General features: G+C 40.9%; 20 protein-coding genes. 14 read left to right on the top strand and 6 right to left on the bottom strand.

The features are described 5' to 3' along the window. The first annotated feature begins 156 nt into the window (after positions 1 to 156). The 4 genes from coxB to H4J61_RS06115 are packed head-to-tail and all read left to right on the top strand — an operon-like array spanning position 157 to position 4,841. On the top strand, positions 157 to 1,713 hold the full coding sequence (gene coxB / locus H4J61_RS06130; RefSeq protein ID WP_404851940.1) for a cytochrome c oxidase subunit II: 1,557 nt from the start codon (positions 157 to 159) through the stop codon (positions 1,711 to 1,713). Between the two features lie 12 nt (positions 1,714 to 1,725). Then, the gene (ctaD, locus tag H4J61_RS06125; protein ID WP_182184366.1) at positions 1,726 to 3,330 is read left to right on the top strand and encodes a cytochrome c oxidase subunit I; all 1,605 of its coding nucleotides are present in this window, start codon (positions 1,726 to 1,728) and stop codon (positions 3,328 to 3,330) included. An 11-nt stretch (positions 3,331 to 3,341) separates the two neighbouring features. Beyond that, positions 3,342 to 3,926 carry a cytochrome c oxidase assembly protein gene (locus H4J61_RS06120; protein WP_182184365.1) on the top strand — a complete coding sequence of 195 codons (585 nt, stop codon included), beginning with the start codon at positions 3,342 to 3,344 and terminating at the stop codon, positions 3,924 to 3,926. A gap of 30 nt (positions 3,927 to 3,956) precedes the next feature. After that, on the top strand, positions 3,957 to 4,841 hold the full coding sequence (locus H4J61_RS06115; protein WP_182135813.1) for a cytochrome c oxidase subunit 3: 885 nt from the start codon (positions 3,957 to 3,959) through the stop codon (positions 4,839 to 4,841). A gap of 70 nt (positions 4,842 to 4,911) precedes the next feature. Here H4J61_RS06115 and H4J61_RS06110 read toward each other — a convergent pair whose 3' ends face one another. Continuing rightward, on the bottom strand, positions 4,912 to 5,121 hold the full coding sequence (locus tag H4J61_RS06110) for a DUF2909 domain-containing protein (protein WP_182184364.1): 210 nt from the start codon (positions 5,119 to 5,121) through the stop codon (positions 4,912 to 4,914). A gap of 51 nt (positions 5,122 to 5,172) precedes the next feature. Here H4J61_RS06110 and H4J61_RS06105 point away from each other — a divergent pair, with 51 nt between their 5' ends. Genes H4J61_RS06105 through H4J61_RS06085 form a run of 5 tightly spaced genes read left to right on the top strand, consistent with a single transcriptional unit; the run spans position 5,173 to position 9,156 of the window. Then, complete coding sequence (locus H4J61_RS06105) at positions 5,173 to 5,919, top strand: SURF1 family protein (RefSeq protein ID WP_182184363.1); 747 nt, start codon at positions 5,173 to 5,175, stop codon at positions 5,917 to 5,919. 52 nt (positions 5,920 to 5,971) lie between these two features. Beyond that, positions 5,972 to 6,532, top strand: a complete 561-nt coding sequence (locus tag H4J61_RS06100; protein ID WP_182184362.1) for a hypothetical protein — start codon at positions 5,972 to 5,974, stop codon at positions 6,530 to 6,532. Next, positions 6,533 to 7,540 carry a heme A synthase gene (locus H4J61_RS06095; RefSeq protein WP_182135809.1) on the top strand — a complete coding sequence of 336 codons (1,008 nt, stop codon included), beginning with the start codon at positions 6,533 to 6,535 and terminating at the stop codon, positions 7,538 to 7,540. Between the two features lie 9 nt (positions 7,541 to 7,549). Then, the gene (gene cyoE, locus H4J61_RS06090; protein ID WP_182135808.1) at positions 7,550 to 8,467 is read left to right on the top strand and encodes a heme o synthase; all 918 of its coding nucleotides are present in this window, start codon (positions 7,550 to 7,552) and stop codon (positions 8,465 to 8,467) included. After that, positions 8,467 to 9,156: an SCO family protein gene (locus H4J61_RS06085; protein ID WP_182184361.1), complete on the top strand. Its 690-nt coding sequence runs from the start codon at positions 8,467 to 8,469 to the stop codon at positions 9,154 to 9,156. Before cyoE ends, H4J61_RS06085 begins: the two co-directional genes overlap by 1 nt. A 240-nt stretch (positions 9,157 to 9,396) precedes the next feature. Here H4J61_RS06085 and H4J61_RS06080 read toward each other — a convergent pair whose 3' ends face one another. Then, complete coding sequence (locus tag H4J61_RS06080; protein ID WP_182184360.1) at positions 9,397 to 10,446, bottom strand: polysaccharide deacetylase family protein; 1,050 nt, start codon at positions 10,444 to 10,446, stop codon at positions 9,397 to 9,399. 101 nt (positions 10,447 to 10,547) lie between these two features. Here H4J61_RS06080 and H4J61_RS06075 point away from each other — a divergent pair, with 101 nt between their 5' ends. After that, positions 10,548 to 11,879, top strand: coding sequence for an MATE family efflux transporter (locus tag H4J61_RS06075; RefSeq protein WP_259363139.1), 1,332 nt, complete (start codon positions 10,548 to 10,550; stop codon positions 11,877 to 11,879). 55 nt (positions 11,880 to 11,934) lie between these two features. Here H4J61_RS06075 and H4J61_RS06070 read toward each other — a convergent pair whose 3' ends face one another. Both H4J61_RS06070 and nfuA read right to left on the bottom strand, forming a co-directional pair. Further along, the gene (locus H4J61_RS06070; RefSeq protein WP_182184359.1) at positions 11,935 to 12,171 is read right to left on the bottom strand and encodes a hypothetical protein; all 237 of its coding nucleotides are present in this window, start codon (positions 12,169 to 12,171) and stop codon (positions 11,935 to 11,937) included. A gap of 27 nt (positions 12,172 to 12,198) precedes the next feature. After that, positions 12,199 to 12,777, bottom strand: a complete 579-nt coding sequence (gene nfuA / locus H4J61_RS06065; RefSeq protein WP_182184392.1) for a Fe-S biogenesis protein NfuA — start codon at positions 12,775 to 12,777, stop codon at positions 12,199 to 12,201. Positions 12,778 to 13,012: 235 nt separating this feature from the next. On the opposite strand from nfuA, the gene H4J61_RS06060 reads away from it, so the two are divergent. Beyond that, on the top strand, positions 13,013 to 15,565 hold the full coding sequence (locus tag H4J61_RS06060; protein ID WP_182184358.1) for a M14 family zinc carboxypeptidase: 2,553 nt from the start codon (positions 13,013 to 13,015) through the stop codon (positions 15,563 to 15,565). A gap of 4 nt (positions 15,566 to 15,569) precedes the next feature. On the opposite strand, the gene H4J61_RS06055 is transcribed toward H4J61_RS06060, so the two are convergent. Next, a complete protein-coding gene (locus H4J61_RS06055; RefSeq protein WP_182184357.1) occupies positions 15,570 to 16,337 on the bottom strand; it encodes a ComF family protein in 768 nt (255 codons plus the stop codon). Between the two features lie 90 nt (positions 16,338 to 16,427). On the opposite strand from H4J61_RS06055, the gene bioH reads away from it, so the two are divergent. From bioH to H4J61_RS06040, 3 genes are all read left to right on the top strand, one after another. Then, a complete protein-coding gene (gene bioH / locus H4J61_RS06050; RefSeq protein ID WP_182184356.1) occupies positions 16,428 to 17,210 on the top strand; it encodes a pimeloyl-ACP methyl ester esterase BioH in 783 nt (260 codons plus the stop codon). 163 nt (positions 17,211 to 17,373) lie between these two features. Next, positions 17,374 to 17,682, top strand: coding sequence for a hypothetical protein (locus H4J61_RS06045; protein ID WP_182135801.1), 309 nt, complete (start codon positions 17,374 to 17,376; stop codon positions 17,680 to 17,682). 5 nt (positions 17,683 to 17,687) lie between these two features. Next, the gene (locus tag H4J61_RS06040; protein WP_182184355.1) at positions 17,688 to 18,695 is read left to right on the top strand and encodes a putative metalloprotease CJM1_0395 family protein; all 1,008 of its coding nucleotides are present in this window, start codon (positions 17,688 to 17,690) and stop codon (positions 18,693 to 18,695) included. Between the two features lie 114 nt (positions 18,696 to 18,809). On the opposite strand, the gene pyrE is transcribed toward H4J61_RS06040, so the two are convergent. Then, positions 18,810 to 19,451 carry an orotate phosphoribosyltransferase gene (pyrE, locus tag H4J61_RS06035; RefSeq protein ID WP_182184354.1) on the bottom strand — a complete coding sequence of 214 codons (642 nt, stop codon included), beginning with the start codon at positions 19,449 to 19,451 and terminating at the stop codon, positions 18,810 to 18,812. Between the last annotated feature and the right edge of the window lie 8 nt (positions 19,452 to 19,459).

Below are 19,459 nucleotides of genomic sequence, written 5' to 3'. Positions count from 1 at the left end.
TCTAGTCTGGAAAACGTACAAAAAAAACAATAGGGCGCAATTGACAACTGTTGATTAATGCGTCACTTAAATAATAATAAATGTATGCGCTAACTAGCCGGTTTTCATAATGAAAATACGTTATTTGGCCTAAATTAAAGGTGAAGGAGATGTCGTGTGAAAAGACGTAACCTAGGTTTGCTGTTGCTAGGGGGCTTGTTGTCTAGTTCAGTGTGGGCAGATATGTCGCTGAACCTAACCAAAGGTGTTACTGAGGTTAGTAGAGACGTATATGATTTACATATGCTGGTGCTGTATATCTGTACTGGTATTGGTATTGTGGTCTTTGGTGCAATGTTTTGGTCTATGGTGTTTCACCGTAAATCAAAAGGTTTCAAACCAGCAACCTTTCATGAAAGCACAAAAGTTGAAATTCTTTGGACGGCGATCCCTGTCGTTATTCTAATTGCTATGGCTTTTCCTGCCACTATTACGCTTATCGATATGGAAAATAACGATGATGCGGACTTAACCATTCAAGTAACGGGTTCTCAGTGGAAATGGCATTATAAATATTTTGATCAAGACCTTGAGTTTTATTCAGTGCTTTCTACCCCGCGTGAACAATACGAAAACCAAGATGGTACCTCAGCAGAAAAAGGTGAACATTACCTGTTAGAAGTTGATCGTCCTTTGGTTATTCCAACCAATAAAAAAGTGCGTTTTGTTATTACTTCTGATGATGTTATCCATGCTTGGTGGGTACCGGCATTTGCGGTAAAACAAGATGCTAACCCAGGCTTTATTAATGAAGCTTGGACCAAGGTAGATGAACCCGGTGTTTATCGTGGCCAATGTGCTGAGTTGTGTGGCAAAGACCACGGCTTTATGCCGATAGTGGTTGAAGTTAAGTCTGAAGCCGATTACGCCATTTGGCTTGATGAGCAAAAGCAAATGAAAGCCAATGCAGCAGCTGCTGAAGCGGCGTCGTTAAATGCTTCGGCTTCAATGGACGAATTAATGCAACTGGGCGAAACAACCTATACCGCTTACTGCGCAGCGTGTCACCAAGTCAGTGGACAAGGTTTACCACCCGCATTTCCAGCTCTTAAAGGCAGTGCTATTGCCACAACGGGTCCTGCTAGTGCGCATATAGATATTGTCGTTAATGGTAAAGCAGGTACCGGTATGCAAGCTTATGGTAAGCAATTAAGCTTAAAAGAAATCGCGGCGGTTGTAACTTATGAGCGTAATGCTTGGGGTAACAATACCGGTGAAGCTGTTCAAGCGGCTGACGTGCAAGCGGTTAGTGGTGCAAGTACCTCAGATACGGTTGAGCAAGCGGTTGAAGACGTTAAAGAACAAGTTGCTGAAACCGTTGCCAAAGTCATACCAGAAGAAGATTTATCAAAGGTTTATAGCCAAGACGAATTAATGACCCTGGGTGAAGATGTCTACATGACAGCTTGTGCTGCGTGTCATCAAGCTACTGGTGAAGGCATGGCGCCTGTTTTTCCTGCACTTAAAGGTAGTGTGATTGCTACAGGTGATGTAGCAGTGCATTTGGATATGGTGCTTAACGGCAGCAAGAAAAATCCAGCGATGGCGGCTTTTGCCGGCCAATTAACTAAAACGCAAATTGCGGCGGTTGTCACTTATGAGCGTAACGCTTGGGGTAATAACACCGGTGATTTAGTCCAGCCAGCAGCCGTTGCTGCTGCTAGCGCGAAGTAGGGAGGCGTTATAATGACTACAGATGTAATTGATGATCAATCCGAGCATGATTCACATGACGGTGAGCACCATGATCATAAAATGACCGGCATAAAACGCTGGCTATATACCACAAACCATAAAGACATTGGTTCGATGTATTTATGGTTCTCTTTTATCATGTTTTTAACTGGCGGTGCTATGGCGTTGGTTATCCGAGCTGAATTATTTCAGCCTGGACTACAGATAATTGAGCCTGATTTCTTTAACCAAATGACCACAGTACACGGTCTTATTATGGTATTTGGTGCGATAATGCCAGCCTTTACCGGTTTGGCTAACTGGATGCTACCTATGATGGTTGGTGCGCCAGATATGGCACTACCTAGGCTGAATAACTGGAGCTTTTGGATATTACCCTTTGCTTTCGCTATTTTATTGTCGTCTTTCTTTATGGAAAGTGGTGCACCAAACTTTGGTTGGACCTTCTACGCGCCTTTATCAACCACCTATAGTAACGGTAGTACAGCGTTCTTCGTTTTTGCGGTACATATTATGGGGATCTCCTCAATTATGGGCGCAATTAACATCGTTGTAACCATCATGAATATGCGTGCGCCTGGTATGACTTACATGAAAATGCCATTATTTGTGTGGACATTTTTCATTACGGCTTACTTGTTAATAGCGGTGATACCGGTGCTCGCGGGTACCGTTACTATGGTGTTAACCGATACCTATTTTGGCACCAGTTTCTTTGATGCCGCCGGTGGTGGTGACCCAGTAATGTTCCAACATATTTTCTGGTTCTTTGGTCATCCTGAAGTTTACATCATGATTTTACCTGCATTTGGTATTGTCTCTACAACAATTCCAGCTTTCTCACGTAAGCCTCTATTTGGCTACAGTTCAATGGTTTACGCGACCGCATCAATTGCATTTTTGTCGTTTATCGTTTGGGCGCATCATATGTTTACCACGGGTATGCCGTTATTTGGCGAATTATTCTTTATGTATTGTACGATGTTAATTGCCGTACCTACAGGGGTGAAAGTCTTTAACTGGGCAGCAACAATGTGGCGTGGGTCTCTTAGTTTTGAAACCCCTATGTTGTTCTCTATTGCCTTTGTAATTTTGTTCACTATTGGTGGTTTTTCTGGCTTGATGTTAGCAATGACCCCAGCTGATTTTCAATATCACGATACTTACTTTGTTGTTGCTCATTTCCACTATGTATTGGTTACTGGGGCGTTGTTTTCAATTTTTGCTGGCGCTTATTACTGGTTACCAAAATGGACGGGTTACATGTATAACGATACGTTAAGTAAGTGGCATTTTTGGTGTTCACTTATTTCAGTAAACTTATTGTTTTTCCCAATGCACTTTTTAGGTTTGGCCGGTATGCCGCGTCGTATTCCTGATTATGCTTTGCAGTTTGCCGACTTTAATAAGTGGGTCAGTATTGGTGGCTTTGCCTTTGGTATTTCGCAGTTAATCTTCTTGGTATTGGTTATCAAGTGTATTAGAGGCGGAGAAAAAGCGCCGATGAAACCTTGGGATGGAGCTGAAGGTTTGGAATGGACAGTGCCTAGCCCTGCGCCATACCACACGTTCACAACGCCACCAAAAATTGATTAAGTGGAGCTAAAATGACTAACGGTGAATCGCAAAACAAGTTATCAAAGCAAGCACAAGCGAAAACGCATGATGCTTCGGTGAAAAAAACAGTAAAAAAACTGATGTTGATTGTTTTTGGTATGTTTGGTTTTGGTTTTGCGCTGGTGCCGTTATACGACGTGTTTTGTGATATCACCGGGTTAAACGGAAAAACATCTAATGTTGCGGCAAGTTACAACGTCAAGAGCATAGATACCGAACGTACGATTACCGTACAATTTTTGACTCGAACAGCCAAAGGTATCCCTTGGAAGTTTGAGCCCATGGTGAATGAAGTAGAAGTACACCCAGGTGAGCGCAAAACCGTTATATTTTACGCTAAAAATGAGTCTACAAGCGATATTGTCGGACAAGCTGTGCCGTCAGTATCACCAGGGCGGGCGGCGGTTTATTTTCAAAAGATAGAATGCTTTTGTTTTAATAGCCAACCGTTAAAAGCCAGTGAGGATGTTGAAATGGGATTGCAATTTTATGTCGATTTAGACATACCCGATGACGTATCCACCATCACCCTATCTTACACCTTGTACGACATTACAAGCTCGGTTGATTCTTAAGTGCTTGGCACTTAAATGAGGGGAACAACAATGACAATAAAAGAATACGAAAGTTATTACGTACCAGCGCAAAGCAAATGGCCAATAGTGGGCGCTATTGCCTTGTTTTTGATTGCCGTAGGTGCGGCAAATTATGTTGCAAATTTGAATAACCCTGAAAATGCAGGCGGCGGCTGGGTATTGCTGGCGGGTATTGCCTTGATTATTTATATGATGTTTGGTTGGTTTAACAATGTTATTACCGAGTCAATGTCAGGAAAATATAGTCACCAAATGGACAATTCATTCCGCCAAGGTATGAGTTGGTTTATTTTTTCAGAAGTGATGTTTTTTGCCGCTTTTTTTGGCGCCTTACTTTACGCCCGTACTTTTTCAGTGCCCTGGCTTGATGGTGCCGGAAATAATGCCGCAACGGCAATAATTTTATGGCCTGAATTTACCGCGACTTGGCCATTAATTAAAACGCCAGACGGTACTGAAACTACTGCTATGGGTTGGTATGGCTTGCCATTAATTAACACTATTTTGTTGTTAACTTCATCAATTACTGCCCATTTTGCTCATGTTTCGTTAGAGCAGAATAAACGTGGTTTATTGAAATTTTGGTTAGGGCTGACCGTTGTGCTAGGTGTGGTGTTTTTGTTTTGCCAAGGCTTAGAATACGCCCATGGTTATGCCGACGAAATGAAATTGTATTTAGACAGTGGCATTTATGGCAATACCTTTTATTTGCTGACAGGCTTTCACGGTATGCATGTGACCTTAGGGACTATTATGCTGTTTGTGATGCTTATTCGAGTATTTAAGGGGCATTTTACGCCGAAAAACCATTTTGCCTTTCAAGCCGCGAGTTGGTATTGGCATTTTGTTGATGTAGTGTGGGTAATACTGTTCGTGTTCGTTTATATTATTTAACGCTATTGTGTTTGAATAAGCAGTTTAAGGTACGATATTTATCTTGATAAATATCGTACCTTTTGACTTTTTAGTACGGACTAGGGTTAGGTGTGATCACTCCGGTGAGAATACCCAGTAGTAGTAATAACACCAGTACAACAGAGGTCATAACCCGTCGGCCTATAAACTTAGACATGGATGCTTTATTCGGGTCATTTTTATTCATAATGAATAACGCTCGAAATAGGTTATAAACCATAAAGGCTAATAAGCCGACAACAATAAATTTAATTAACACAGTATTCTCTCTTTTATCATCTGTTTTTAGTTAGTCAACATGCGGTAGTCTATGAAGTCGGTATCACTTAAGCACAAATTCAAGCAACTTAATTGGCCGATGGTTATATTTACCATGCTAGTATTTTCGTTATTAATCAAGCTCGGATTTTGGCAGATTGACCGTGCGCTTGAAAAAGAACAACGTCAACAGCACATTAGTGAATTAAGCCAACGCCAAGCCTTATCACTAGCGCAAGTATTAACACTGAGCGGTTTACAAGATGGTATTAACGATTTGCCTATTCAGTTAAAGGGGGATTTTGTTGGCGATAAAGTATTTTTACTCGACAACCAACCCAATAAAAGCCGTTTGGGTTATCGTGTTTATCAAATCATTGAAAGTAATGGTGATGCTATATTAGTTAATCTAGGTTGGGTGCAAGGCTCAATTGACCGAAATATATTACCTGAAATCAGCCCGATTACTGGCCAACACAGCATCACAGGCCATGTGCGAGAAGTGGAAGTGGGTATTCAATTACAAGCACAAAACTTAACTAATCCGTCCTGGCCATTACGCGTACAGCAAATCGAACTAGATAAGTTTTCAGAATTAATTGGTAAGAAACTATTGCCCTTTGTCGTTTATTTAGATAAAAAAGAGACTATAGGTTATATAAAAAATTGGCAGCCCATCGTAATGCCACCAGAAAAACACCGAGCCTATGCGTTTCAATGGTTTAGTTTAGCGTTAGCTTGGATCAGTTTGATGGTTTGGGCGGCGATAAAAATGGCTAAAAAAGATCGGTCTGAATAAGCAGGTTAGACAAATACCGAAACCAAATAATAAGAATAAAAGGCTAAGTTGTATGAGTTCTTCAAAGTTAAATAAATCGCGCCGCAGTATGCTAATTCTCTTGGCGGTGTTCATCATTCCCATTGCACTAGCTAAATTGGCGTTGAATCAGCAATGGTTTAATTACGGAGTGACCAATCAAGGGCAACTGATTGAAAATGAGTTAACCTTAGCGCAACTTGGCTTAAGTATTGACGACTTTGATCACCAATGGTTGATGTTATATACCTTACCAACCCGTTGTGATGAGCAATGTGAAAATACCTTGGTCAGTGTTAACAACACTTATATTGCCCTAGGTAAAGAAATGCCACGTGTGAAACTCGTCGGCTTAACGCAACAAGATTTACGTGCAGAGCAAGCAGAAAAAATTCAACTTAATCGTTGGCATATTCAAACTATGCCCGCTTTGGCAAAGGTGGCGATAACACAATCACAAGTCTTGATTGTTGACCCCCTAGGTAACGTCATTCTTAGCCATATACCACCAAAAAATGCCGAGCAGTTGCCACAATTTGGCAAAGCCATATTGGCAGACTTTAAGAAACTGCTGAAGTATTCAAGGATTGGCTAAATGAGAACACAAAGCTCTTCCGACCTTAGAAAACTTGTTTTTGTTAGTATATTATTAGCGATTGTGGTGGTCAGTTTAGGCGCTTACGCACGGCTAACTCATGCAGGTCTTGGTTGTCCAGATTGGCCAGGTTGTTATGGTTTAGTTGAAGTGCCTAAAACCAGTGCCCAAATTATGGCTGCTGAGCAAGCGTTTCCTGAACGTCCTGTTGAACCAGAAAAAGCATGGAATGAAATGATCCATCGCTATTTCGCTGGTGCATTAGGGCTATTGATCCTTATTATTGCCTTAATGTCGCTAAAGCGTCGTGCGCAACGAGGTCCGTTAGGACTGCCAATTTTACTGCTAATAGTGGTTACTTTTCAAGCGGCACTTGGTATGTGGACTGTCACTATGAAGTTAATGCCTGTGGTGGTAATGGGGCATTTACTGGGCGGCTTTACTACGCTGTGTTTATTGCTATTACTGTATTTGCGTTTGAGTGATTTTCGAGTGCCGGGTGGTGACATTGGCCTGAAAAAATATTTTAAATTTGCTGTGATTGGTATTTTTATTTTAGTTGCACAAATTGGTTTGGGCGGTTGGACATCATCTAACTATGCCGCGCTTACTTGTGCTGAACTCCCTATATGCCAAGCAGGTTGGGTGGAGCAGATGAACTTTGAACATGCTTTTGATCTTATTCCGCCGGAGAAAGAAAGTTATGAATTTGGCCACCTCGATCATGCCTCACGCTTGACCATTCATGTTATGCATCGCTTAGGTGCTATAGTAACAACACTGTACTTATTTTGGTTGGCTATTCGCATTTATCGTAAGGCGCAAGCACCATTTTTTAAGAACGCCGCATTGAGTTTAGGTTTTATACTCAGCGTGCAAGTTGGCTTGGGTATTAGCAATGTTTGGTTCTCACTACCGCTAAATGTTGCGGTTAGTCACAACGTAGTAGCCGCCATGTTAATGATGTCATTAATTACCATGACATACAGTTTAAAACGTAAAACTTAGGAGCATATTATGAGTCAAAGCAACACAATAGAAGCGAACCATAGCGCACCTAGTACACCCATTTGGCGTGATTATTATGAAATTACCAAGCCTAGGGTCGTCGCGTTATTAGTATTAACTGCGCTAGTGGGCATGTGTTTATCTGTGCCAGGTGTTATTCCATGGCAGGTGTTAGTGCCGTCGATGATAGGTATTGGTTTTTTGTCATCTGCCGCGGCCGCGATTAATCATATTGTTGATCAGCGCATCGACAGTGAAATGGGGCGTACTCATAATCGCCCATTGCCGAATGGCAGACTTTCCGCGCGTAATGCGTCGACATTTGCTATGACTCTAGCGGTAACTGGCTTCGCTATTTTATATAGCCTGGTTAACCCGCTCACCGCTTGGTTAACTTTTTCAGGCTTAGTCGGTTATAGCTTTGTTTATACTATGTACTTAAAGCGTGCTACCCCGCAAAATATTACTATTGGCGGTTTAGCCGGTGCTATTCCACCTTTATTGGGTTGGACAGCAATGACCAATGAAGTGCATCCTAATGCGTTATTATTAGTGTTATTAATCTTTACTTGGACGCCACCACATTTTTGGGCGTTGGCTATTCATCGTAAAGACGAGTATGCAAAAGTAAATATTCCTATGTTACCCGTCACACATGGTGTTAATTTTACCAAAACTCAAATTTTGTTATATACCGTCTTGCTCTTCATAGTGGGCTTGTTACCTTATTTAGTGGGGATGAGTAATTGGTTATATTTAATTGGCGCTGTGGTATTGAACTTAGTGTTTTTTGCTTACGCATGGAAACTGAAATTTAATGCCGATGAAAATACGGCAATGGACACTTTCAAGTTTTCTATTGTGCATTTAATGGCGTTATTTATTATTCTTTTACTCGATCATTATCTATTACCGGTAACAGGTTAATGAATAAAATTGTTATTCTGATTGTAGCCTTGGGGGCATTAGCCGCAGGTGTGATGTTATTTGGTCAGATAAATAAAAAAGCCCCTGCTGAATTTGCCTTGCATTATCAACAAGCAAGAGATGTTAAAGCCTTTGTATTAACGGATCATTTGGGTGAAGCCTTTAACAACGAGTCGCTAAAAGGTCATTGGAGTTGGGTGTTTTTTGGTTATACATCGTGCCCAGATGTTTGCCCAACTACCTTACAAGAAATGAACTTCATTTATGATGATTTAAAAGCGATCAGCAATAAAAGCCAAGTGTTATTAGTGTCTGTTGACCCAAAACGAGATACACAAGCAAAGCTTGCCAGCTATATCGGTTATTTCAACCCGGAATTTAAGGCCTTATATGGCCATCATGGTGTGTTGTTTCCATTTGCTCGTAATTTAGGGTTAATGTATGCGATAACTGAATCAGAGCCAGCGTCAGAGCAAAAGTCAGAGCAAAAAGTTAATAGCGATGCTCAAGACAATCATGGCGCAACTGCGACCCGTTATTTAGTCGATCACAGTGCGTCATTGGTTTTAATTAACCCTGCAGGTAAAGTAGAAGCTATTTTTAAACCTAAACAAGCACTGGGTGAAGTTCCTGTGATTGAAGGCGATAAACTGGTCAGTGACTTTGCAAAAATTGTCGCTTTGTATTGAGTTAGAGTTAAAGTAAATTTTAAGTTTTAAGCTGTCAGTTAATAGCTGTCAGCTTAAAGGTCACTTGTTGATTGGCCTTATCCATAATATTGATTCAGCCCATTATATTGATTTAGCAATTTAGTGAACAGGTTAAGGCTTACTTGCAGGCATAAATCCTACCAACAGAAAGTATTATTCGTTAACACTATTGGCCTTAATACCCATAGTGTTAACAGGTGATATTTACCGTGAATAAGGCTACAGCGGATACCACTCACCGTTTTCTTTGAGAATAAACCAAGGTTTTGAAAACCAATAGTAGCGTCCAGGTTCGCTAATGCTGGGGGCGGTACAATTGCAACGCACACGACCTGTTGGCAGTGCTGCGCTGTAATTAATAGTAAACATTTCATCACCTTGCCATTGAATTTCTTGACGGCCTAAACCAGAAATATAGCAATGTAATTGTTCAGGATTAAAGTCGTTAACATCAACCTTAAAACTTACTGAAGTTGACTCACCCTGTTGAAAAATAGTTTGTTGATTTTCTGCCTCAACGCGAATACTAAAAGGTAAAGCATTGAGTTTATCGCGCAAGCTTGGTAATTGATCGTAAGGCTGTGATACCGGAAAACGTGGAATAATGGTCGTGTTAGTATCCAAGCCAACAGCGCCTGATTGTTGCGAGAAAGCGACAAAGTTATTGTCTTGTATCCACTGCTGAATTTCAGGACTATATTCACCGTAGGGATAAGCGAAATAGCGCCAACTCTGTCCGGTTTTTTCTGCAATGATTTTTTCTGCATTGAGCAAGGATTGGGTGTTTTTCGCTAACCATTGTTGCATTGTCATGCCATCAGGAATTCTCACTAATGAATCGTGCTCCATGCCATGATTAGCAATAATTACCCCGTCGTCTGCCATCACTTTGAGTTGCTGCCACGAGAGATAATGTTCGGAATTTTGTTCGACAATGCCGGGATTAATAAAGATGGTAAAGGGATAATTGTGTTGATCTAATATCGGTTTACCCTGGGTTAAAATATCTAAATAAGCATCATCAAAGGTAATTACCACAGACTTATTGGGTAATGCTGTTTGGGTTTTAATTGAATTCATTAAGCTTGATAAGGCAATCACCTCAAAATTGTTGTCTGCTAGGTATTGCATATGCAGCGCAAATTGGCTTGGAGAGATACTGGTGCTGGCTGGAGTGGTATCGCTGACATGGTGATATTGTAGTATGACAGTGGCGAAGCTGGTGATGTGGAGGCAATAGCATAATGCTGCCAACAAACGATATTTCATGTTAATCTTCCCGAGGTATTGATAGAGCGTTAGGCGCTTAGGTAAAGTAGCTTTTTTTCAACTATTTAAACAGTTTATTTGCCATAAAGGTTGGCTTTTTTTTGAAATTCACAAATATAGAACGCCATAAGCAGTTATTTATTCTTGCTTTACCCATGATTTTGTCAAACATTACTGCGCCTTTGCTAGGTTTAGTTGATACCGCTGTTATTGGCCACCTAGAATATTCTTATTATTTAGGCGGCAGTACGGTTGGCGCCATGATCATTACCGCCATCACTTGGTTGTGTGGCTTTTTACGTATGTCGACTACCGGCTTATCAGCGCAGGCGTTTGGCCAAAAAAATAATGCATTAAGTTGTTTGATATTGCTACGCGGGATTATTGTTGCGTTTGCCATTGGTTTGGTCGTTATTGTATTTCAGAATTTTTACCTTGATCTTGCACTATCATTAGCCGGTGGCTCTGAGCAAGTGCAGTTTTATGCGCAAGAATATAGCGCCATTCGCATTTGGGGTTTGCCAGCCGCACTGGCTAATTTAGTTATTTTGGGTTGGTTGCTGGGTAATCACCAAGCCAAAGTAGTGATGTGGTTAATTATTGCCACGAACTTGATTAACTTAGGCCTAGATTTACTCTTTGTTATTGGTTTTGCTTGGCAAGTTAAAGGTGTGGCCATGGCAACGCTGATTGCAGAATATAGTGGCTTATTTATCGGCTTAGCCTTTGTATACAATAACTTTAAACAAAAGTTTATAGGCTTATTTGCTAGCGCACAGCAAATGTTTGCTGCGGCTCTAGAGCGAACCGCTTTGTTAAGCTATTTTAAACTGAATCGAGATATATTAATTCGCACTTTATGTTTAGAAATATGCTTTATTTTTATGACCTTTCAAGGTGCGCGATTAGGTGACGATGTGATTGCTGCTAATGCTATCTTAATGAATTTTTTGTTATTAATATCGTTTGGTTTAGACGGTGTGGCCAATGCAGCGGAAGTGATGGTAGGTAAGGCGAAAGGAGAGAATAATCAAAAAAGCATGTTTGTCAGTGTCAATATTGCGCTTTTTTGGACTGGCATATTTGCGCTCGCTTATAGTTTATTGTTTTATCTGGCGGGCAATTATTTTATTGTCAGTATCTCCGATATATCGGCTGTGGTTGATTATGCCCAGCAACATTTATTTTGGATTGTCGCTTTACCCTTACTGGCCTGTTGGTGTTATTTATATGACGGTGTGTATATTGGTTTGATGCAGGCGCATATTATGAGAAATAGCATGATAATCGCCACTTTTGGCTGCTTTTTTCCGGTATGGTGGCTATTAAAGGATTATGGTAATCATGGTCTGTGGGCGGCATTTTCAATATTTATGTTAGCACGGGGTATTACATTAGCTTGGCATTATCAGCGAAATAAGCATAATTTTTAGCACTTATTATTTATAGCTTAGTGTTTTTAAGAGAAGCACTTTTAAGGTGAGTAATTTAAGGTTTAGTGTGATTAAATATATGATACAAACGATTAGCAAATAATCCGATATAAGCGTAAATAGCAAGTAAACAACCGCCAGCTAAAATAACCACGCCGAGAATTTGCCAAAGATAGTGCTGATAGTAACCGAGAAATATAAAACAAACGCCGATAATAAAAAGACCAAGTCCACTGAGAAAACGCTGCATACTGCGTTGTGGATCTTGGCCTATCCTTTCTAATAATGACATTAAAACCTTACTGAAAACAGCAGGTTATTAGTAGTATGAGTGTTCGCCACGTTCATGCTCTGTCATATCTTTTACGCCATTGATTTCACCCGCCATCATTTCGATCAATTGCTTCTCAATGCCGTCTTTAACGGTAACATCGATTTGGGCACAACCATTACAGCCACCGCCAAATTGTAATACAGCATAACCGTCTTCAGTGATTTCCATTAGCGTACAATCGCCGCCATGACTCGCTAGCTGAGGGTTAACCTCAGCTTTTAAGAAGTAATCAACACGCTCAAATAATGGCGCGTCATCGGCCACTTTACGTAACTTAGCATTTGGCGCTTTTAAGGTTAATTGCGAGCCCATTTGGTCAGAGGTGAAATCTATTTCTGCTTCTTCTAAATAAGTCTTACTGTCGGCGTCTATGTAAGCTGAAAAGTTTTCAAACTTTAATTCAATGTCGTCAGCTTCTATAGCGTCAGCCGGACAGTAGGATACACCACATTCAGCGCTTGCTGTACCCGGGTTTACAACAAACACACGGATACTCGTACCTTCAGCTTGCCCAGAAAGTAGTTTTACAAAGTGTTCTTGTGCAGTTTCTGAAATGTTAACCATCATACTATTTACTCTCCCTACTGGGCTTGAACTTTTCAATACCCGACTATTTTACTCAAGTATAACAATTTTACGCTTGTCTGTCATTTGGTGCTAGCCCTAGATAGCATAATTTATATAGCCAGCAGCTGAAAAGTTAACAATAAAACAGATAAATGGGCAATTATCGCGAGATAACTAGTTCATATGGCATTATTTTGTTATTTTATCTAACTATTGAACCAGGAGATCTCGCATGTTGTTATCGTTGTATCGAATTGTAATATTTTGTTTATTAAGTGCTTCGTTTACCGTTTTTAGTGCCGATGTAGGTACATACTTGCCCAAAGGCGCAGTTTATAGCGAAAAAGTGCCAACGCCAGAATCCGCTTTGGGCTTTGGTATTGGTGAACGCCATCCACGCCATGATCAAGTAATAAACTATCTAGAGCAAGTCGCGGCATCGTCAACTCGCCTCCAAATTGAAGAAATGGGTCGAACTACACAGTTTCGCTCACAAATTTTATTAACTATTTCAAGTCCTGAAAACTTAAATAACCTTGAGAAAATTTTAGCACGGCGCTCAGATATAGCCGCCTCTGCTAAAGACCCTATTGTGGTTTGGTTAGGTTATAGTGTGCATGGTGATGAAATTAGCGGTACTAATGCGGCTATGGTGCTGGCTTATCATTTAGCCGCATCGCAAGATAAAGCCGTGGCCGATATGCTTAACGACACTATTATTGTGATAGAGCCGAGCATTAACCCAGACGGCATGGATCGATTTGTTAATTGGGTGGCGACCCATAGTGGTATCACTGAGAATTCAGATCCAAACCATATCGAACATCATCAAAACTGGCGCACGGGCCGTACCAATCATTTTGGTTTTGATTTAAACCGCGATTGGTTGCTATTGTCGCAAAAAGAAAGTCAAAATCGCCTACCCTATTTTCATCAATACCAGCCAAATGTTTTAGGTGATTTTCATGAAATGGGCGCTAATAGCAGCTATTTTTTTCAGCCAGGTATTCCCACACGAACGCATCCTTTAACACCAGAAAAAAATACCGAGCTAACGCGGTTACTCGCGACCTATCACGCCAAAGCACTCGATGAAAAAGAGCGTTTATATTACAGTGAAGAAAGCTTTGATGATTTTTATTACGGCAAGGGCTCAACGTATCCAGACATTAATGGTGGCATTGGTATTTTGTTTGAACAAGCCAGTAGTCGAGGTTTACAGCAAGATACCATTAATGGCTTACTGACCTTTGAATACGGGATACAAAACCATGTGTTAACGTCGTTATCAACCATTGAAGGTGCGTGGAAAAACCAACAAAAATTTAAAGCTTATCGACAAGACTTCTACCAACGGGCACAAAAAAAAGCTAGCGATGAAAACTTTAATGGTTATATTTTTACTGAAACCCAAGATCATTATCGCCTAGAGACTTTTTTAAATAAGTTGCAGCAACATCAAATTAAGGTTTATCCCCTTAAGCAAGATTATAAAATTAATGAGTTAACTTATTTTGCTCAGTATAGTTATTATATTCCATTAGAGCAGCCGCAATACCGAGTGATTAAAGCGCTATTTAATCAACAACAAAGTTTTCAAGATAATACCTTTTATGATGTCTCAGGCTGGACGTTACCACTCGCCATGAACATAAAGTTTGCGCCTGTTGGACGTACTTGGGGTTTAAAAACGGAAGAGAAACCATGGCAACCTAGCGCTGTAAAAGCTGCTGATGTCAGCAAGTTGGCTTACGCCTATGCATTTGAATGGCATGATTTTTTAGCGCCCAAACTGTTAAATAAAATTACCAAGGCTAAGATCAAGGCAAAAGTAGCCACTAAGGCGTTTTCCGCGACAGTTAATGGCGCAGTTAAAACCTTCGAACAAGGCACTATTATTATACCAGCGGGTACTCAGCAAGTAGAAAACTGGCGTAGTATTCTTACTGACTTTGCGGCTAAAAGCCAGATAGCGCTTAACGCTTTAGATACGGGATTAACCGCAAAGGGCATTGATATTGGCAGTAGTTCATTTCGCCCAGTTTCAGCGCCGAAAGTATTATTGGTGGGTGGTAAAGGGGTATCTCAATATGAAGCAGGTGAAATACTTTACTATCTTGATAGTCTACTGGAAATTCCGGTCACGGTCGTTGAAATGCCACGCTTAACCGCGATTAATTTAGCTGACTATAGCCATATAATTATGGTTGATGGCCGGTATAATGCGTTAGACAGCAAGGTACAGAGTGAATTAACTTCATGGTTAGCTAATGGTGGTGTGCTATTTGGTCAAAAACGCGCCGCACTTTGGTTCTCAGAAATAGAATTATTAAAAATTGATTTTGTCAGTAAAGCGCATATCGACCAGTTATTTGATACGGATAAATTAACTTACGGTGATAAAGAGCAACTGGCGGGTCGCAAACGTATTGCTGGCGCTATTTTTCAAGCTGAATTAGATGTCAGTCATCCGCTAGCATACGGTTATCAAAACATTAAGTTACCGGTATTTCGAAATAGCACCATAATTATGGAGCAAACATCGCAGCCATTTATAACGGTAGCAAAATACAGTAATGTACCTTTGCTTAGTGGTTATACCGATAAAAATTTAGTGAATCGTTTAGCGAATAACCCGACACTAGTGGCTCACAATGTCGGTAAAGGTCGCATTATTGCGAGTACTGACAACCTAGCTTTTCGTGGCTACTTTTTGGGCAGCATGAAGATTATTGCCAACAGTTTATTCTTTGCTAAAGCCTTTAGTGCCAACTTGGCAGAATAAAGCGCTAGCTAGGAATCGCTAAACATAAACTCAGGAGTGTAATACTTTGCACTCCATTTTTTTTTAGCAGCTTACAAATTTCATTGGCGGTTGTGCCTGTGGTCACCACATCATCAATCAAAATAACATGCTCAGGTAAGCTTGCCTTTGGCTTGATATGTAAGCTAAAAGCTTGTTTTAAATTTTTTCTGCGTTCGCTACCTGACTTACCCACCTGACTGTCTGTCAATTTTTTCCTGATCACTAGATCTGCTTGATAAAGATAACCAACACTTTGGGCGAACTTGCGCGCAATCAGGTCTGCTTGGTTAAACCCGCGTTCTTGCCACTTTTTTAAATGTAATGGCACCGGCACGACCCGGGTGTTGTCGGGCATTAAATTAGTGCTTTCAAGGCTAATATATTGCTGCCAGTGCTGAATAAGTAGATAAGATAACAGCTCGGCTAATTCGGTTTTATGTTGATATTTTAACTGACTAATCCAAGTATTGAAGGGCCACACATAAGGCGCAATGGCTAATAGGTGATCAAAATGTTTGATGGGGATCAGTTTTGTAACGGCGGGCCATAATAATAAATCATAAGGTAGATGTTGGTGATTAAAATAAGGTAAATCTGCTTGGCAATACTGACAAAGTAATGGGTGATGTTGGCAAGTGTTACCACATAAGGAGCAGCCGCTTATTTTTAGGCTGACTTTTTTCATCTCTTGGCGCAATGTCTGCTGTAAAGTTAATAGTATTTCCCTATTGCGCTTGCTGCTAAATTCCATTTTCAGCCTCCTTTAGTTAAACTGTGCGCCTACCGGATATTGAGCACATTAAGCATGACACTCAGCATGACACTCAGCATGAAAAAGAGCATGGCAGAAAGATTAAAAATTACCAGCCAAGGCCAAGGTATTCCTTTGGTATTCATCCATGGTTGGGGCCTTAATTCGGCTGTTTGGCAACCCTGTTTAGCGCAGCTGCAAGCCAACTTTCAAGTGATCACCGTTGATCTGCCAGGCTTTGCGACTAATAAAGCAGTACAACTGACTCAATATTCATTAGTTGAGATAGCAGAGGCTATTGTACAAGCGGTCGATAAACCCGCCGTTTATATTGGTTGGTCGTTAGGGGGATTAGTCGCCAGTCAAGTTGCTATTCAGCACCCAGCGCAAGTGTTAGGGCTAGTGACTGTGGCGAGCTCGCCACAGTTTGTAGCACAAGATAATTGGCCGGGCATTAAGGCCAGTGTTTTGGCATTGTTTCATCAACAACTTGCTCAAGACACGACAAAAACTATTAGTAATTTTTTGAAAATTCAAGCCATGGGTAGTCCACATATTCGCCAAGACATTAAACAAATTCGTGAGCTAGTTATGCAATATGAACAGCCTACGCGACAGGTGTTAGACGACTCATTAAGTTTATTAGAAAGCTCAGATTTGTCTTTACAGCTACAAAATATTCATCAACCATTTTTACGCCTATACGGCAAGCTTGATGGTTTAGTACCCAAACAAGTTATTGCTTTGATTGATCAACTTGCCCCTCACAGCCAAAGTTATATATTTGAACAAGCCTCACATGCGCCATTTATATCTCATCAGGCTGAGTTTTTAGCGATATTGAAACGCTGGTTAACTGAACATCTTAGTTAAAGAGTAACGGTTTACTTTTTAACACTTTTGGTTGATAATTGAGCAGGCAACTGAATGTTAAGTTGAACCGTAAATTTAGCAGATAACTACAGAGTATAAGTACAGAGTATAAGTACAGAGTATAAGTACAGCGTAAGTGTCAGTAATCATTGAGGAGTATTTTGTGGAAATTCAATCCGCCTTTAATCTTGGTGCACAAGGCCTTCAAAAAGCGAATGAAGATGTTTTTAAAGCGGCCGAAAATATAGCGACTAGTACTAGCCTAGCGGCTGAATCTTATGGCGTCGCTCAAGCAAGTAATGCTCCTGTGGCTAATGTTAACGAGCTAGCTCAACAAAAGGGTGATAGTCCGGTAAACCTAACGCAGTCACTCATAGATTTGCGGGTGGCAGAATTTCAAGCGAAGGCATCTGTTGAAGTGATGCAATCAGCCGATGAAAACTTAGGCTCGTTATTGGACGTTACCGTTTAGCGGTTATGAATATCACGCCACAAAACACTCATCTACCCATACAAACTGTGGTAAACCTGCAGACAGATAGCTTACGTCGTGAAAATCAGCAAAGAGAAGTCATCACAAAACCTGAGCCATCGAGTCAATCAGGCGCCGAAAAAGGTCCGGCCTCTGACAAAGAACGTGGCCGCACTCCCGCACAAAACAATCAGCAAGTAGATTTTGCCAGCTTACGTAAACAAGCTGAGCTCGCTAACGATGTTATTGGCAATAGTTCACACAATAGTTCAGGTGATGGCTCAGGCAATAGCTCAGGGCAAGACTCAGCAAAGCACTCAGAACAAGAGGCTAATAAGCAAAATAGCGAGAGCTCTGGAGAAGCAAAACCGGGGCAAAAAAGCGCAAGTCGTGACCAACAATCGAGTGCGGAAGAGTTGGCCAATACACAAATTATTCGCAGCTTGGAAAATCGCGATAAAGCGGTGCGTAATCATGAAAACGCTCATGCTGGCGTTGGTGGTTCATTTACTGGCGCGCCATCTTATTCATATGAAATTGGGCCAAATGGTAAAAAATATGCTGTTGCTGGTGAAGTCTCTGTTGATTTAACGCCTATTGCAGGTGAGCCAACAGAAACCATTGCTAAAATGAATAAAGTGCAAGCGGCTGCCTTAGCACCGGCTAATCCATCAGCACAAGATATTCGCGTTGCTGCTTCGGCGGCTAGTATTATTTTAGAGGCTCAGGCAGAGTTAACGAATATCAGTGCTGACAATGTTGAGGCTAAGCCGCAGTTAGGTCAGTTATATCCTGATAAAGCGCTGCTGCAAAGTGACACTAGCCTTGAAAATAATGACAGTAGTAAAGCTTTTGATCGTCAAATTGCCCAAACCTTATCAGCGCAAGAAGCCTTAGTGCCAAGCCGACCAATAGCGGTTGATGAAAGAGCGGGCCGCATTGAAAAATTTTACGCTACTATTAATCAAGCCTATGAAAAATCAGCAAGCTATCAATTCGAGCTAACTGCCTAGTGATCGCTGAGCCTGTGATACGATTTTTAGTAACAAAAAAGCCTGCAATTTTGCAGGCTTTTTACGTTTGGTGACGCTACCATTTACTGACTATAGCAAGAGTTAATTTATTACTTAAATACCGTAATCTTCACGATATTTTTTAATGCTAGCCAAGCTGTTAGTCATGTCTGGTTTTTCTTCCAAGTAGCTGATTAAGTCAGCCAAGGTAACAATAGAAATGACCTTGGTATTAAAGTCGCGCTCAACTTCTTGAATGGCAGAAAGCTCTGCTTGGCCTTTTTCTTGTCGGTCTAAGGCAATCAGAACACCGGATAATTCAGCACCGTGAGCCTGAATAATTTGCATTGACTCACGAATGGCAGTGCCTGCGGTGATGACATCATCAACCAGCATCACTTTACCTTCAAGGGGTGAACCTACTAAGCTGCCACCTTCACCGTGGGTTTTAGCTTCTTTGCGGTTAAAGCAATATGGCATATCAATATTGTAACTGTCAGAAAGTGCAACTGCTGTGGTGGTGGCAATAGGAATGCCTTTGTAAGCAGGGCCAAACAACAAATTGTAGTCAATGCTAGAATCTTGCAATGCCGCGGCATAAAAACGTCCTAAACGTGCTAAATCACCACCGGTATTGAATAAACCCGCATTAAAAAAATAAGGACTAATACGGCCTGACTTTAAGGTGAATTCGCCAAAACGTAACACTTGTTTAGCTAAAGCAAATTCAATAAATTCGCGTTGATAATCTTTCATAATTAGCT

The sequence above is a fragment of the Colwellia sp. MB3u-4 genome, assembly GCF_014077065.1.
GTDB lineage: Bacteria > Pseudomonadota > Gammaproteobacteria > Enterobacterales > Alteromonadaceae > Cognaticolwellia.
This window is presented reverse-complemented; position numbering and strand designations above follow the sequence as displayed.